Raw genomic sequence first — 15430 nt, 5'->3', positions numbered from 1 at the left:
AGATTATTAACAATTGAGGATGATAGTATATGAAAAACACAGAATTTTTGCACGGCCGACATTGTGTTTACAATTTGCATGTTCATCTGCTAGTCAGTTATCCTCCAAAAGTTGCAATCTGAAAACTAGTTCAAGCTCTCAAAGGTTATTCGAGTCTAATTATCAGAAAAAAGAATTATCCCTCTATACCAAATAATCTTTGGGGGAAAGCTCTTTGGTCACCATCCTATTTTGCATGCAGTTGTGGAGGAGCCTCAATTTCTATTATTAGACAATATATAGAACAACAGAACACACCTGATTAGAAAATATCCATTTTCTAATCGGCACGCTTTATCCCCGCAGTAAACTGCGTGGTTTTAGCGTGCCTATTACTTGATAAAAAAATCCGAAGTACTGTGGATATACTAGTAGCTTCGGATTTTTCTAATTAAGTTAAGTACAGACTACTTCTTGTACTTCTGATTTACCATCTCGTGCAGTTCCTGAAGAGAATGAACTGTAGCATACTCATCAGCATTGATTGCCTCAACAGAAGCAATTGCTGCATTTAAGGTTGTGGTATAGCAGATATCGTAACGCAGACAGCTACGACGCAGTGAACGAGAATCCTCAACTGACTGACGTCCTTCTGTTGAGTTAATTACCCAGCTGTACTTTCCTGATTTAATGAAGTCCAGAAGATTTGGTCTTGCTTCATAAACCTTATGAACATGAGTACATTCAATTCCTGCATCTCTTAAAGTCTGACAGGTACCACGAGTTGCCTCCAGCTTGAAGCCTGCCTCAATCAGCTTGCGACCAAACTCAGGTAGTCTGCTCTGATCTGATTTCTTGATTGAAAGCAGAACTGTACCAGATCTCTGGATTGGAGATTTAGCTGCAAGCTGTGACTTGGCAAATGCCTCTGGGAAGGTTGTTGCTGTACCCATGGTTTCACCAGTTGATCTCATTTCAGGTCCTAGCAGAGGATCTGAGCCTGGGAACTTGGCGAATGGCAGTACAACTTCCTTAACTGCATAGTAAGGAGGTACAACCTCGTGAGTAACACCCTGTTCGGCAAGAGTCTTACCTGTCATTACACGAGCTGCAATCTTAGCTAATGGAAGACCTGTAGCTTTTGATACGAAAGGAATAGTACGTGCGGCACGAGGGTTTACCTCAATCAGGTAAATCTTATCCTCACGGATAGCCAGCTGTACGTTCATCAGACCTTTAACATTCAGTGCTAAAGCCAGATCCTTTGAGATCTTGGTCAGTCTGTCAATCATATCCTGCTTTAAGTGGTATGGAGGAAGAACACATGATGCGTCTCCAGAGTGAACACCACACTCTTCAACGTGCTCCATAATACCGCCGATAACAACATCTTTACCGTCTGCAACAGCATCAACGTCAATTTCAGTTGCGTGATCCAGGAACTTGTCCAGAAGAACAGGTGATTTGTTGGAAACCTTAACAGCCTCAGCAAAATAGGTTCGAAGATCATCTTCTCCGTAAACAACTTCCATTGCACGGCCACCTAATACGTATGATGGACGAACAACAAGTGGATAGCCGATTTCGCTTGCAACTGTAATTGCCTGGTTCAGAGAGGTTGCAGTGCCGTTCTTAGGCTGCAGTAGCTGAAGCTTGTTTACAACTTCCTGGAACAGCTTACGATCTTCAGCACGGTCGATGTCGGTAGGTGAGGTTCCTATGATAGGTACACCTTCAGCCTCAAGTTTCTTTGCCAGCTTCAATGGAGTCTGACCACCGAACTGAACAATTACACCAACAGGTTTCTCGATACGTGCGATTTCAAGAACATCTTCAAGGGTAACCGGTTCAAAGTACAGTCTGTCAGAAATATCGTAGTCTGTTGAAACTGTCTCTGGATTGCAGTTAACCATGATTGACTCATAGCCGTCTTCACGAAGAGCCATTGAGGCGTGAACACAGCAGTAGTCGAATTCGATACCCTGACCGATTCTGTTTGGACCGCCGCCTAGAACGATAACTTTCTTCTTATCTGAAGGGCGAGCTTCACACTCCTGCTCATAGGTTGAGTACATATAAGCGGTTGAGGTAGCAAATTCAGCTGCACAGGTATCAACTCTCTTGTAGGTAGGGAATACCTCAAAAAGCCATCTGCGAGCGCGAACCTTATCTTCGGTTGTCTTTAGCAGTTTAGCAAGTCTTGCGTCTGAGAAGCCGCGTGACTTCAGATCCTTCATCTCGTCAGCATCGATTGACTTTAAGGTTCTTCCGCCTAAAGACTGTTCGATGTCGATGATTTCCTTGATCTGACACAGGAACCAAGGATCAATCTGAGTATATTCGAAAACTTCATCAACGGTCATGCCTAAACGGAATGCATCACCGATGTACCAGATACGATGAGCGCCTGCAGTTTCAAGCTCGTGTAGAAGCTTTAATCTTGCATCAGGCTTCTTCATATCCAGACGTGGGTCAAAGCCGGTCTTACCGGTTTCAAGACCGCGTAGAGCCTTTTGTAGAGACTCCTCAAAGGTACGGCCGATTGCCATAACCTCACCAACAGACTTCATCTGAGTGGTCAGACGATCATCTGAGTTAGGGAATTTCTCAAAGTTGAAACGTGGAATCTTGGTTACAACGTAGTCAAGGCTTGGCTCGAATGAAGCAGGAGTTTTGTCACCTGTAATATCGTTGCCGAGTTCATCCAGACTATAGCCAACAGCAAGCTTAGCTGCAATTTTTGCAATAGGGAAACCTGTTGCCTTAGAAGCTAAGGCTGAAGAACGGGATACACGAGGGTTCATCTCAATGATAACCATACGTCCGTTCTTAGGATTTATACCGAACTGAACATTTGAACCACCGGTTTCAACACCGATCTCACGGAGAACAGCCATCGCTGCATCACGCATGATCTGGTATTCTTTATCGGTCAGTGTCTGAGCTGGAGCAACAGTAATTGAGTCACCGGTATGGATACCCATTGGGTCAAGGTTTTCGATAGAGCAGACAATGATGCAGTTGTCTTTATGATCACGGACAACCTCCATTTCATACTCTTTCCAGCCGATTAATGACTCGTCGATAAGAAGCTCGTGGGTAGGAGATAGTTCTAAGCCCTTGTTACAGATATCTTCGAATTCCTCCGGGTTGTATGCGATACCGCCACCGGTACCACCCATGGTGAATGAAGGTCTGATGATACAAGGGAAACCAACCTGTTTCTGAACTTCCCATGCTTCCTGCATGCTGTGTGCAATTCCGGCGCGAGGACACTCAAGTCCGATTGCCTTCATTGCCTTATCGAATCTTTCACGGTTTTCTGCCTTGTCGATAGCGTCGGCTTTAGCACCGATCATTTCAACATTGTATTTTGCTAGAACACCGTGCTTTTCAAGATCAAGAGCGCAGTTCAGTGCAGTCTGACCACCCATGGTTGGCAGAACTGCATCAGGACGTTCCTTTTCGATGATGTTCTCTACAACCTTCCAGTGGATAGGCTCAATGTAGGTAACATCAGCAACATCAGGATCGGTCATGATGGTTGCAGGATTGGAGTTTACAAGAATAACCTTGTATCCTTCCTCTCTTAGGGCTCTACAAGCCTGAGTTCCTGAGTAGTCAAACTCACAGGCCTGTCCGATAACAATTGGACCTGCGCCTAATATTAAGATTTTTTTTATGTCTGTACGTTTTGGCATCTGTTATCCCCTAAGCTTTTTCTCTGTATTTGCGCATAAGTTCAACGAAATGTTTAAATAAAGCCATTGGATCATGTGGACCAGGACTTGCCTCAGGGTGACCCTGGAAGCTGAATGCTGGTGCATCAGTACGTTCAACTCCCTGAAGAGTTCCATCAAACAGTGATTTATGAGTTGCTTTCAGATTAGCAGGAAGAGTTGCCTCATCTACGCAGAAACCGTGGTTCTGAGAAGTGATGTATACAGTTCCATTTTCTAAATCTCTTACTGGATGGTTTGCACCGTGGTGGCCACATTTCATCTTGATTGTCTTTGCTCCTGAAGCTAAAGACAGTAACTGATGACCAAGACAGATGCCGAATAATGGAATCTTATGCTCTAAGAAGGTTTTAATTGCCTCCTGTGCATAAGTACATGGTTCTGGATCTCCTGGTCCGTTGGACAGGAAGATTCCATCTGGATTCATTTTAATAACTTCACTTGCAGGTGTCATTGCTGGAACAACTGTTACCTTGCAGCCTAGTGAAGCCAGGATTCTTAGGATGTTGTACTTAACACCGAAATCATAGGCGACAACGTTAAACTCTGTACGGCTCTTGTTTACGTAGCCCTGACCAAGCTCCCAGGTACCTTCATTCCAGTTGTAAATCTCTTTGGTACTTACAACTTTGGCAAGATCCATTCCCTTAATACCAGCAAATTCTCTTGCAAGCTTTAGTGCCTTTTCAGCAGTCATTTTTGGATCTGTTGATAAACAGGCATTCTGGGCACCTTTCTCGCGAAGAATTCTGGTTAACATTCTGGTATCAATTCCATAAATGCCAGGTTTTTTATACTTAGCAAGAAAATCGCTTAGATTCATTGTGTTACGGAAGTTTGATGCAACTAATGAAAGATCTCTTACAACTAATCCCATTGCAAAAACATCCCGAGATTCGATGTCTTCTTCATTTGTACCGTAATTGCCGATGTGAGGATAAGTAAGAGTGACGATTTGACTAGCGTATGAAGGATCGGTAAGAATTTCCTGATATCCTGTCATGGATGTATTGAATACGACTTCACCAACGGTGGTAGTATTTTCGGCGCCGAAAGCTTTACCTTTAAATACTGTTCCGTCAGCGAGAGCCAGAATTGCGGATGCGACCACAAAGACCCCCAAAAAAATGATTGAGAACACCGAGCGACGCCGATCTTGGTGCAGATAATTTTTCACCAGGACCAATGTCTGCAATATTTTAGACGAATCTCATACTTTTTCAAGAAAAAAAAGGAATTGAACCAATTTGGTTATATCATGTCCTTTTTCTTTGTTTTTTTTCACAATTATTTTAGCTTCCTATAAATGAAATAAGAAAGTTCGATATAATTGGTGTGAAAAACAATAATAATATCCGGATACTGATTTCTACTAATGTTTAATCGCCAGCATAAGGTTGAATTTTCGATTAGGAAGAGCACCTTTATTTTAGAATGTGCTCTCGCTATTGCTGTCACTGTAGCTGGTGGATGCTCCTCAGACGGTAAGCCTGTAAAATCGACAAGTACTGTTTCCAATCCTGTTTCAATCAAGGTAGATGGAATCAACCGTCCTGATGTAAGAGACAATGTTTACGGGTATCTTTCTTCTCTCCCTCAGATTTCAAAAGACAAAGTCAGACTGTATGGAAAGGAAATTACAGACAAGATAACCCTTGCTGTTCATTCTTACGGTTACTATCATCCTAAAATCGATATTGATTATCCAAAAAGAGATGAACCATCAAGACAGCTTGTTGCCAAGGTTGATTTAGGCAAGCCTCTTTTCATCAGAAATTTTCAGATTGAAATTCTAGGTGAAGGTGCCTTTTACCAGTCTTTTAAAAGAATTGTCGAGAAGAGCGGTATTGGACCTTATACCCTTTTGGATCATGGTAAATACGAGAAGCTGAAAACCGACCTTAAGGAAAATGCCATCTCATTGGGATTCTTTGATTCCAAGCTGATAAGTTCAAGAATTCTTGTATATCAGGAGCAGAATGCGGCTGACATTGTCCTAATCTACGATACAGGCAAAAGATACAAGTTTGGAAAGCTTATAACAGATGAGAAAACAGAATGGCTCTTAAAGCCATCAAGGTCGCTGATTAACTTTAAGGAAGGGGATGCATTCTCTTCTGCGACTTTAGGTAACTTCTCCACCTCTCTGTCTCAGACAAACTACTACAGATCGGTTGATGTTCAGCCAATCGTTGAAGACAGAAAGGACGGTTATGTTCCAGTGAAACTGGGGCTTGAAAGACAGGCTAAGAATCAGTATAGGGTAGGTATAGGCTATTCAACAGATGAAGGAATCCGCGGATTATTAGGCTGGGATAAGCCTCTTATCAGTTCTCACGGACATTCATTCTCATCATTTATAAGAGCATCTCAGAAAAAGAAGACAGCTCAGGCTATTTATAAGATTCCTCATAAGAATCCTAATCTTGACTATTTCTTTATAAAACTTGCTCAGACCAGAATTGATCTGAATGATACTCTGTCGGATATTTCTCACGCATCCTTCCACTATGTTGCCAATCTGGTCGGAAAATGGCGTCGTGATTATTATGTTGCCTCAGAGTATGAAGACTATACTCAGTCAGACGAAAAAGGTCATTCCTTCAATACCATGCTTGGAACCATGATCTCCATGAGAACTACGACCGGAGGACTTGATCCTCGAGCCGGTTATTCAATTGTATGGGATAACAAATTTGCTACGAAGGCGGTCTCAGATTTGACTTTCTGGAAGAGTGAGCTGACCTTCAAAGGTGTATTATCTCCTTCAGAGAACACAAGATTTTTATATAAGTTATATCAGGGCGCAAATTTAGGTTTTGATGCAGGAAAAGTTCCTCCTTCAATGCGATATTTCGCCGGTGGTGACCAGAACCTCAGAGGCTTTGGTTATAAGAGCCAGTCAACAAGAAATGCTAAAGATGAACTGACTGGTTCAAGATATATGTCTGCTGCAACCGCAGAGTTTGAATTTCCTATAGGTATGCAGAACGCACGTGGTGCTGTATTCCTGGACTCTGCAATAGTTACAAATAACTATAAAAATGACCGTCATCTACTGTTTGGTCCTGGTGTTGGTTTCAGATATATAACTCCATATGGTATTGCCAAGCTTGATGTGGCATGTGGAATTGATAACCACCGTGATAAGCGCGGATTAAGACTGCATCTCCAGTTTGGCCCAGAATTTTAAGTATGAATGTTAGATTAAAAAAGACCTTAAAATATTCTGCTGTGATTTTAACTGTCCTGATGCTGACAGTCGGGGCCGTTCTGTATTATGTCCTGTCTACAACGTCGGGCATGAAGTACATTATTTCAAAAGTTAACAGCAGCCTATCCGATGTGCTTACCATTACTGCTGATATAGATGAAGGTTCTGTCTTAGACGGATTTAAGACCGACAGCTATTTTGAAGTCAATGTAAAGGATGTGGTTATAGTCCGAGCCAACAGCATTGATCTTAAATATCATGCACTAGGATACCTTTCTACCGACGTCTTTAAAATAGACCATCTGAACGCAGACAAGCTGGAGGTCGAGCTTGTTTACAACTCTGATGATTCAGAAGAATCTGAAGATGAATCTGAGGTTGAAGATGATACTCCGTTCCGTCTTGATTTTCTGGTTAAGATTGCAATTAACTCTTTAAAATTAAAGAATTTTGCTTATCTATCAGATATTGTTGATGTAAGAGTTCCTTCAGCAGATCTTGTTTTAGAGGCTCATGATGATTTTGCAGGAATAACTTCTGGTGTTATAGAAAATCCATCGGTTCATCTTAAATACACAGGCGATGATACTCCAGAGCCTAATAACCTACCTGAAATTCTGACCTTTGATAATGGAAACGGGGCCATTGAAAAGATTACCGACATTGATCTTCCATTGAATGCCGCCTTATATAATCTGAAAATCAAGCAGGGCAGATATTATCAGGATGGCTACGATACAGGTCTTATTGATGCATCTGTAAACGCCTTGTGGGAACATACTCTGCTTAAAGTGTTCTCCATCAGAGCCTGTCATCCTCTAGGAGAGGTCAGCGTTTCTGGTACCATGGATTTTGTTGATTACTACAACATGAACTTTGTGGTATCTGGTGTCGGCTATAAGACAAAATACAATCTTGAGCATTATGAGTCCTCATTATATGGTCTTACCGGTGAAGGCACTCTAAAAGGAGATCTTGTTGATCTGAATCTTGATGCAAACATAAACACTCCTAAAGAGGTTGCAGTCAAGGCAAGAATCAATACGTTATCCAACGAGGTACCTGTTTATCTTTCTGTTAAATCTGACAGGGTTACTTTTCCGCTTGTTGATGGCGATGATTTACTCAAAAAAGCAAAAACTTCTCTGGATAATGAAAGTGTTAAGGATGTTGTTTCCAGTATTGAGTCTGTAGAGACCGGCCTTTCTTCAAGTATCAATGAAGAGGACTTAAAGAAGAATCAGTTTAGCTTTAATAAGCTCGATTTTTCTCTTGAAGGCGCAATCTTCAAAGAGATGCCTGTTAAGCTTTCTACTATTTTCTCTGGTCATGGCTTTAAGAAGGTAAAGCTGAATCTTGACTCAACTCTGACCACCTCAGACTTTAATATTCACAGCTTTGATATGACCGGCTCTCTAGGAGAGCGCTCTGTTAAAGGTAAGGTTGAAGGACTTTTCTCTTTTGATAAAAAAGTCGGCTTTGACGGAAAGGTTAGTTTCAAGGCTGATGATGCTGGGGATTTATCTGAGTTCCTCCGCGGCGGACTGGATCTGGATTCCCAGTTCAGAGTATTTTCTGATTCTGATTCAAAGTCAGTGGAAGTTGGTGTTGATCATGTTAATGCAAAATTTAACCTGAATTCACATCCATCTGAGCTGGTAATCAAGGATTTTACAGGTGTCTCAGATACAGGTTTCCATGTTGACACTTTTGCATTCAAGCAGAAAGAGAACAATGTTTATCTTACCGGTAATCTCAGTGACAGTTCCTTTTTGGATGGAACTTTTGAACTTCCAGATCTGTCACTCATTATTCCTGGCTCCAAGGGAAGTTTTACAGGTCGTCTTGTTGTAAGCGGAGATGCTAAAGCTCCAAAAATTGCTCTAGCAGGAAAATCAGAACGATTCTTTGTGAATAATATTTTCCTTTCTAACTTTGTTTTCGATTCAGTTGTAGATCTGGCCTCAGAGCACATGAATCTATCAATGATCGCCAACTCTGTTATGGTGTCAAAGTATATTAAGCCTTATAAGAAGTGTTCTCTTGATTTTTCGGGAGATCTTCCTCATCACCGTCTGACCTTGTCATGTGGTTCCGGTGGCGGCAGCTACGTATCTGCAGAAGGTTCTTTTGATGAAGTAAAGAAGCTGTATTCAGCCAAGATCATGAATATGCTGGTAGTTTCCAACGTGATTGATCCGATCTCAATTAAGGATCCTATTCAGATTAACTATGATTTGAACAGCAGAAAAGGTCATGTTTCTCCGGTTTCTATTTCTGATGGCAACTCTACACTTACCTCAACAGAGATTCTGTTTGGTCCGGGTTTATTAAAGACCGTTTTAGATCTGGATAAAATGAATCTTCAGTTTGTAAACAAATATCTTCCGGATGAGGTGAAACTCGCAGGACGAGTTTCCATGCATTCAGATATTAATGTTAATAACGGCATCCCAAATATAAAGGGTGATATTAAGTCTGAGAACGGAATGGTTGCTGCATACTCGAGTTTTATGCCATTCAAACTCATTCACCTGAACTTTGATGCGGATGCTAGGAACCTGGTTACAGATCTTAATGTAGAGCTTAGAAAGGATCTTGGTACTTTAAATGTCAGTGCTGCTGTTTCAGAGCCTTATTCTAAAAAGCGACTCTCCGGCAGTGTAGTTCTGAAGGATCTGAATCTTGATCTGTTCACTGCAGCTACTAAACAGCTAAACATGCTTGAAGGCAGAGCCAATATTAATGCAAAGCTTGATGGAACTCTGGCTGCTCCGTTAATTTTTGGTGATATAAATGTTAATGGAAAGGCTGATCCAAGCCTCAGTATCGGTGAAATCAGTAAATTTGATGTGCATGTAAAGGCCGATGGTTCAAAAGGAACGGTGAAAGGTGTCTTCACTATGAATGATTCAGATTTGAATCTTGGAGGCAATCTTGACTGGTCAGAATCTGCAAAGGGTAAACTTCAGCTTGATGCTGTAAGTCTTCCATTCTTCCTTCTAACCTACGGTGAAGCTGTTGCAGATATTCATACTCTGTGCGAGCTTGACGAGATTATAAAGGTAACAGGAAAAGTAGATATTCCTCGAGCCATGATTAAATTCAAATCTCTTGATAATAAGAGCATTGCCCCTTCTAAGGATGAGATATTTGTCGATTCGAATACCAACCTGAGAGGTATGATGATCGACAAGAAAAAAGCAGCCTCAATCAATAACGACATGTTAATTGATGTGGAAATCAACCTTGGCGACAATGTAAAAGTCAATGCAATGGGCCTTAGATCTAATGTTGTTGGTGGAGTAAAGATTCATAAGTCTTCAGACTCAAAGAAGGTTATATCTTCAGGAAAGGTTTCTCTTGAGCATGCCAGAGCGGATATGTACGGACATAAGTTCATCTTTAATCATGCTCATGCAATCTTTAAGGGAGATATTACCAATCCTGCCTTAGATGTTGAGGTTGTAGCAGATCCAAGTGCAATCGATGATGATGTTCTTGCAGGAGTAAAGGTGTCAGGTTACGCAGAGAACCCTGAGATTACTCTGTTCTCAAAGCCTGCAATGAGTAAGAACGAGATTTTAAGTTACCTTCTATACGGACATGGCCTTGAGAGAAACGCTTCTGGTAATTCTGATGCCTCAAGTGCTCAGCTTTTAATGTCTCTGGGACTTGGAACAACAGCTGGAATGCTGAATTCTGTTGTTGGAATTTTCGGTATGGATGGAGTTCAGCTGGGCTCATCCGGAAGTGGTGATGAAACTCAGGTTGAAGTTCAAACCTATGTGAACAACAGATTGCGTCTTTCATATGGATATGGTATTTATAACTCGGTTAATGAATTTAAGATCAGGTATGAATTAGTAAGAAAGCTGTACGCTGAATTCGTTTCATCAATCGATCAGTCGGTAAATTTAATCTACAGTTTTGAGACTAATTAATAAGGTAGAAAACTTGAAGTACGTTTTTACAGAAGCAACAGAAGAAGCTCAGAATGCTGCTGATGCAATTGTTGAGCTTGAATATCAGGATTTACTGCCTGTTATTGAAAGAAAAGATTTTAAAGATACAGGCGATTTTAAGCCTCGTTCTTTTGCCAGGCTTCAGCTGAGAGCTAGAAATGCAGTAAAAGAACTTATAAATAACCCTTATTCAAAAATTCTGATGATATGTGGAAGTTCAAGAGTTAATACTATTGAAATTGCACATGAGCTTGTTGTCGAGCTGGCAGGGCAGGAACCAACAATTGCCTATGCCCCAACCAAGTTTGAATTTTTCGGTAATGACAAGGAAGATGGAGTTCTTACCTCTAAAGGTTTTGTTATCATGCCTTGTTCTCATCTTCTTGATCATCCTAAATGGCTGAATATGTCTGATGCCTGCATTGCGCAGAATGAAGGACTTAAACTCATCCTATGCGGCGATGCAACTGAATGTGCCTCTCTTCAGATGATCTGGCCTTCACTTGATAATGTTCTAAGATCAGATATTGTCATGGAGTTTCCTATTGCTGGCGGTGTTGAGCTTATGGCCTCACTGGTTGCAAGCTATGTTGATAAATACAAACTCTCTCCATTCTCTCAGGAAGCAATTGAGCTTCTGTGTATCTGGTCTTCAAGACAGTCAGGGGATAGAAGATGGCTTGGAATTCCTGAAATAAGACTTTGTACTCTGGTTATAGCAGCCAACCGTTATGCAAAGGGGAATACAGTAGATAATATCTCTGTTCTCAAGGCAATTGCGGCTGAGGATTATCGAATCAATTATTTTGCAGAGCTTGAGCTTCGCAATCATAGAGACAATCAGATCCTTCTTGCAACTGAGGGTGAGGAAATAGGCCAGATTAACGGTCTTAGTGTAATTGAGACTGCCGGCACCTCATACGAGTATGGCGAACCTGTAAGAATTACAGCTACACTGCGTGCCGGTGGTGAAGGGGATGTTATTGATATTGAGCGAAAGGCTGAGCTGGCTGGTCAGATTCATGCAAAGGCCATGATGATTATCAATGGCTTCCTTTCAAATGAATTCGGTGCAGAACAGCCTCTGCCAGTATCAGCGAGCCTGGTATTCGAGCAGTCTTACAGTGAGATTGATGGTGATTCAGCATCACTGACAGGCTTATGTGCTGTTATCTCTGCTTTATCTGATTTACCTATCCGTCAGGATTTAGCTGTAACTGGTGCTGTAGATCAGTTCGGTGATGTTCAGCCTGTGGGAGGGGTGAACGAGAAGATTGAAGGCTTCTTTAAGATTTGTCGTTTGCATGGTCTTACTGGTACTCAGGGCGTAATTATACCTGCTTCATGCGTTGATCAGCTGGTTCTGAGAGGCTCTGTGATTTCTGCTGTTAAGGAAGGTAAGTTCCATATTTATGTGGTATCTCATGTAACTGGTGCTGCAAAGCTTCTGCTTAAGACTCCATGGGGTGACAGTTCTATTGAGAATTCAATATGTTCTAAGATCTGTACCAGACTTGATGAGATTGGCAACGGCAAGAATGCTCGCCCTTGGTGGAAGTTCTTCTAACCTTTAAAAAATATCTTTTTGACATTTAAAATAAAAATAGCCTTCTTAAAATTGAGAAGGCTATTTTCTAATGGTGTATTAGAAGTATTTGTATTCTGCTGAAACTATTCGATAACTAGCAGATCTCTTGCTACTTTGAGAGATACCTCTTCACCTGATAGAGCTTTTAGCATTTCTAGTCCAAAGGCGATCGCATAATGAGCAGATCTTGCTGTAATAATTTTTCCATCCTCTGATATTGAAACGCCCTGCTTGCTGAAGTTCTTGCCACATTCACAGCCTGGATAGCATGATGCTGTTGTTTTATCATCAATTAGTCCATGAGAGTAGAGAACAACTCCCGGCGCAGCACAGATGGCTCCGATAAGTTTACCTTTATTCTTCTGAGCTTTTAGTAACTCAATTACCTTATCGTTCTGTCCCATGTATTTTGTGCCTGGACCGCCTGGAACAACTATCAGATCAAATTCTCCCTCAAGTTCATCGATATTGGTGTCACATACAGCAACAGTTCCATGGGCAAGAGCTACCATTCTTGAGCTTTCATCTGAAACAGCGGCAGTTGTTATTTTTACACCACCTCTATGTAGTACATCCAGAGCGGCAGTAACCTCAATATCTTCGGTTCCGTTGGTATATAAAATTAAAGCTGTTTTCATAGTTATATTCCTTACCTGTTTTAAGGGATTATTTTTATAGTTGACTAATATATTCTGCAACATTCGGAAAAATTTTTTATGTTCTTTTGTCAAAATTATATGAATTTACCCTTCATTTTTAAAAAGTTTCTCTGAAAAAAGGCTATTTATAATCTACCCTTAGTTAAAGAGTGTATTGTTTATTTTTCAAAGGGCAGCCTATGTATCTTGGTATACAGAATCTTGTTATGGAACTTCAGGAATTACAAAACGGAAGTGTTTCCTATGTTGCCTGTTCTAACCGTAATATTGCAATAAACGTATCCTTATCATGTCTGTATCATAATTCCAGTGTTTCCTATAACCGCTATTTTGTAGTCAGTGATGTGGATAGAGAAGAGTTCTTTATTCAGGGCTATGATCTTGATTATCTACTGAGAATAGATGCTGAAGTTTTTAGAAACAGAAATAAGAACAATCTTCTGAAAACTCTGGTGAATGACTTTAAGTTCATGAAAATGACCAAGGAAAATTCATTCATTATTGTTTTGTTTGACGAGATTTCCTTACTGCCATATGAAGGTAAAGAGCTGGACAAGCTTCTTTCAAAGTTTTCTATTTTTGCTTCAAGATTCAATACTGCAATTCTGTTTGTAAGCTTCGGCGAACATCCTGAAATGCTTGTAAAGAAGATCTCAAAAAAGAGTCATTATATTTCAGGTCTTGCTGTATTAAGCTATGACGGAGCTGATTTAAAGCTGGATACCAAGATGTGGCGAAATAATGAGGGTGTATTCTCTCACGGTGAGTCGCTATTAAAGCTTGGTCCTAAGGGATATGAGTTTAAGATAGACAATAACAGCATTGATAATGCAATTGATAATTCAATCTGCTATACCCATGTTGATGCTCTCGAAATCGATAAGTCTCTATTTAATTCAATACACTTTTACAATTCCAATGAGGATCTCTTTGCAGATGCCTCTCAGAAGGCTATTGCCGCAACGCTGATTTTCTGTCTGTCTTCGCGAGATCAGGTCGATTCTCTGGGTAAACAGATTTATGAACTTAGAACCAGTCGAGGTAATTTTTTAAAGATTATCATTATTGAAAAGGTTCAAAAGGTAGAATCATGTGTAAGGTCATTCTTCCTCGAGTGTGGAACAAACTTCATTTTTGAGGCAACTTCAAACAGTGATTATATCAATGCAATGCTTCCTTCTCTAAAGTCTATGACCATGAGCAAGGCTTTAAATCCTTCCTTTGAAAACATAATCGAATCTTATCATCTGGTGGCTAAAGAAGAGAATGGCTTTCTTTATCCTGATGTCTTTGTGAATAAGATTTACTCAATAGTAAGTATGCATATCAATGATGAGAATATTAAGGCCTGTCTATTGATACTTTCTCCTAAGGATGAGATTTCAATAGAGGAATGTATTTTGAGGTTCTCTCCTAAGCAGGGAGGTGATTATTGTACCGCTATAAACAATGAGCTATATGTGTTTATTCCGCACTATGTTGAGAATAGTTTCCCTGAAATCTTTGGTCAGGTTTTAAGTAGTACCTCTATTGAACTGTTTAAGGGAAATAGAATCATTTCTAAGAAAAATAAGATTCTTGATGAGCTTATAGACATCAAGAACAATGACAGAATCTCTCATGCGGATGAGGAGTTTGCTTCTAAGATTCTTAAAGAGCACAGTCTGTACAAACTGAATTAGGAGAGCATATGGAATCAATAGTAATTGAAAAGGAAGTACTTCTTGTAATAATCCTGTGTGCGGTTCTGTTTGTTCCTTTAGGTTTTTATATCCGCGATAATTTCTATAGGATGAAACTGTTTTTTAGAATAGCTCCAAATGTACGTTCTAATCTGAAATCAAAGGGCAGTTTCCGAGATTATCTGAACAGTGGAAAAAATTAAAAATAACAGAATGGCTTATATATCGAATCCCTCCTTGTTTTATGCTCATATGAGCATAATTCCTGAAATTATTTTTCTTTTTTAGTGTTGACAGACTAATGATCTGCCTCTATAATGACTTCCGTTTTCACGACAAGGTGAAAACAAAATTGAGGCGTTCCTCCTTAGTTCAGTCGGTAGAACGGCGGACTGTTAATCCGTATGTCGCAGGTTCGAGTCCCGCAGGAGGAGCCAATCAAAAAGTAAAAGCAAGGTATTCCTCCTTAGTTCAGTCGGTAGAACGGCGGACTGTTAATCCGTATGTCGCAGGTTCGAGTCCCGCAGGAGGAGCCACGCACAGAGCAACCGTAGGTTGCTTTTTTTATTTCTGCACTAGATAAAATTTCTCTCTGTTTACAAT

Annotated in this window: 8 protein-coding genes, 2 tRNA genes and 1 pseudogene; 8 read left to right on the top strand and 3 right to left on the bottom strand. The window is 40.6% G+C overall.

Annotated elements, in window-relative coordinates:
- Positions 1–77: 77 nt before the first annotated feature.
- Positions 78–305, top strand: a pseudogene (gene tnpA / locus B5D46_RS07560) (IS200/IS605 family transposase); the annotation flags it as partial.
- A gap of 141 nt (positions 306–446) precedes the next feature.
- Here the strand turns inward: tnpA and carB are convergent.
- Both carB and carA read right to left on the bottom strand, forming a co-directional pair.
- On the bottom strand, positions 447–3680 hold the full coding sequence (gene carB / locus B5D46_RS07555; protein WP_078928939.1) for a carbamoyl-phosphate synthase large subunit: 3234 nt from the start codon (positions 3678–3680) through the stop codon (positions 447–449).
- Positions 3681–3690: 10 nt separating this feature from the next.
- Positions 3691–4830 (bottom strand): glutamine-hydrolyzing carbamoyl-phosphate synthase small subunit, encoded by a 1140-nt coding sequence (gene carA, locus B5D46_RS07550; RefSeq protein ID WP_031491218.1) that lies wholly within the window; start codon positions 4828–4830, stop codon positions 3691–3693.
- 264 nt (positions 4831–5094) lie between these two features.
- On the opposite strand from carA, the gene B5D46_RS07545 reads away from it, so the two are divergent.
- Genes B5D46_RS07545 through B5D46_RS12285 form a run of 3 tightly spaced genes read left to right on the top strand, consistent with a single transcriptional unit; the run spans position 5095 to position 12465 of the window.
- Entirely contained in the window at positions 5095–6912 is a 1818-nt protein-coding gene (locus B5D46_RS07545) for an autotransporter assembly complex protein TamA (RefSeq protein WP_078928938.1), read from the top strand.
- A 2-nt stretch (positions 6913–6914) separates the two neighbouring features.
- The gene (locus B5D46_RS07540; RefSeq protein ID WP_078928937.1) at positions 6915–10877 is read left to right on the top strand and encodes a translocation/assembly module TamB domain-containing protein; all 3963 of its coding nucleotides are present in this window, start codon (positions 6915–6917) and stop codon (positions 10875–10877) included.
- Positions 10878–10890: 13 nt separating this feature from the next.
- Entirely contained in the window at positions 10891–12465 is a 1575-nt protein-coding gene (locus tag B5D46_RS12285; protein ID WP_078928936.1) for a S16 family serine protease, read from the top strand.
- 104 nt (positions 12466–12569) lie between these two features.
- Here B5D46_RS12285 and B5D46_RS07530 read toward each other — a convergent pair whose 3' ends face one another.
- A complete protein-coding gene (locus tag B5D46_RS07530; RefSeq protein WP_159443054.1) occupies positions 12570–13124 on the bottom strand; it encodes a DJ-1/PfpI family protein in 555 nt (184 codons plus the stop codon).
- A gap of 200 nt (positions 13125–13324) precedes the next feature.
- Here B5D46_RS07530 and B5D46_RS07525 point away from each other — a divergent pair, with 200 nt between their 5' ends.
- The 4 genes from B5D46_RS07525 to B5D46_RS07510 all read left to right on the top strand — a co-directional run bounded on the left by B5D46_RS07525 (position 13325) and on the right by B5D46_RS07510 (position 15363).
- Positions 13325–14827: a BcsE family c-di-GMP-binding protein gene (locus B5D46_RS07525; RefSeq protein WP_078928934.1), complete on the top strand. Its 1503-nt coding sequence runs from the start codon at positions 13325–13327 to the stop codon at positions 14825–14827.
- An 8-nt stretch (positions 14828–14835) separates the two neighbouring features.
- On the top strand, positions 14836–15030 hold the full coding sequence (locus B5D46_RS07520) for a hypothetical protein (RefSeq protein ID WP_078928933.1): 195 nt from the start codon (positions 14836–14838) through the stop codon (positions 15028–15030).
- Positions 15031–15188: 158 nt separating this feature from the next.
- Positions 15189–15264, top strand: a tRNA-Asn gene (locus B5D46_RS07515).
- A 23-nt stretch (positions 15265–15287) separates the two neighbouring features.
- Positions 15288–15363: transfer RNA gene (locus B5D46_RS07510), tRNA-Asn, on the top strand.
- The last annotated feature ends 67 nt before the right edge of the window (positions 15364–15430 follow it).

It is taken from the genome of Succinivibrio dextrinosolvens DSM 3072 (genome assembly GCF_900167015.1).
Taxonomy (GTDB): domain Bacteria; phylum Pseudomonadota; class Gammaproteobacteria; order Enterobacterales; family Succinivibrionaceae; genus Succinivibrio; species Succinivibrio dextrinosolvens.
Note: the sequence above shows the minus strand (reverse complement) of the source record. Positions and strands in the feature narration are given on the sequence as shown.

Excerpts from the sequence above, each read along its gene's own strand:
- carB (WP_078928939.1), bottom strand. The coding sequence starts at position 3,680 with ATGCCAAAACGTACAGACATAAAAAAAATCTTAATATTAGGCGCAGGT.
- B5D46_RS07545 (WP_078928938.1), top strand. The coding sequence starts at position 5,095 with ATGTTTAATCGCCAGCATAAGGTTGAATTTTCGATTAGGAAGAGCACC.
- B5D46_RS07540 (WP_078928937.1), top strand. The coding sequence starts at position 6,915 with ATGAATGTTAGATTAAAAAAGACCTTAAAATATTCTGCTGTGATTTTA.
- B5D46_RS07530 (WP_159443054.1), bottom strand. The coding sequence starts at position 13,124 with ATGAAAACAGCTTTAATTTTATATACCAACGGAACCGAAGATATTGAG.
- B5D46_RS07525 (WP_078928934.1), top strand. The coding sequence starts at position 13,325 with ATGTATCTTGGTATACAGAATCTTGTTATGGAACTTCAGGAATTACAA.
- B5D46_RS07520 (WP_078928933.1), top strand. The coding sequence starts at position 14,836 with ATGGAATCAATAGTAATTGAAAAGGAAGTACTTCTTGTAATAATCCTG.